We start from the raw sequence: 878 nt of genomic DNA, 5'->3' as shown, positions 1-878 counted from the left end.
GAACTGGCAGCCCTGCACTGGTCAGTCGACCCGCAAGACTGGTCTCGTCCTGGCGCCGAGGCGATTGTTGCCGCGGTGCTGGCCTCGGTCCGGCCGGGGGCCATCGTGCTCCTGCACGACGGGTGCCCTCGCGACGAGTTGGAACGCTGCCCTCACTCTGGTCGGCGCGACCAGACTGTGACGGCGCTCGCCCAGCTCATTCCAGCACTGCATGACCGTGGATTTGCAATCCGGTCGCTTCCTCAAACTCACTGAATAGATCAATTCCCATGAGCCTGCTTGCCACCATCAGCACCGTTGCTGTTGCCTCCTACGCGTTGCTCTCCAGCGTTCATAAGAGCGCGCAGGCGCTTTATGCGCTGCGAACCGACGCCTCACTGCCGCCGTACGACCCGGTCGACACCGATGCTCTGCCCAGCGTGGATGTCATCGTGCCCTGCTTCAACGAGGACCCCCGCACGCTGGCCGCCTGCCTGAAGTCTCTCGCAAGCCAGGACTACCCAGGGCGATTGCAGGTCTATGTGGTCGATGACGGCTCTGCAAATGTCGCTGCAGTGGCCCCGGTCCATGGGAGCTACGCATATGACCCGAGGTTCAACGTCATTCTGCTGCCAAGCAACGTTGGAAAGCGTAAGGCGCAGATCGCAGCGATACGCCGGTCGTTCGGCGATCTCGTGCTCAACGTCGATTCCGACACGGAAATCGCCAGCGACGTGGTCAGCAAACTCGTACGCAAGATGCAGGATCCAGCCGTCGGCGCGGCCATGGGGCAATTGACGGCCAGCAACCGGAACGACAGCTGGCTGACCCGATTGATCGACATGGAGTACTGGTTGGCTTGCAACGAGGAGCGCGCGGCGCAGACGCGCTTTGGTGCC

Annotated in this window: 1 protein-coding gene and 1 pseudogene; both read left to right on the top strand. The window is 62.6% G+C overall.

The window, feature by feature from the left end; genetic code table 11:
- Positions 1 to 255 (top strand): annotated as a pseudogene (locus IVA78_RS12285) (chitooligosaccharide deacetylase NodB); the annotation flags it as partial.
- A gap of 14 nt (positions 256 to 269) precedes the next feature.
- A partial coding sequence (locus IVA78_RS12280) for a glycosyltransferase family 2 protein (RefSeq protein WP_247448680.1) occupies positions 270 to 878 on the top strand: 609 nt, incomplete at its 3' end.

It is taken from the genome of Bradyrhizobium sp. 137 (assembly GCF_023074095.1).
Taxonomy (GTDB): domain Bacteria; phylum Pseudomonadota; class Alphaproteobacteria; order Rhizobiales; family Xanthobacteraceae; genus Bradyrhizobium.
Note: the sequence above shows the minus strand (reverse complement) of the source record. Positions and strands in the feature narration are given on the sequence as shown.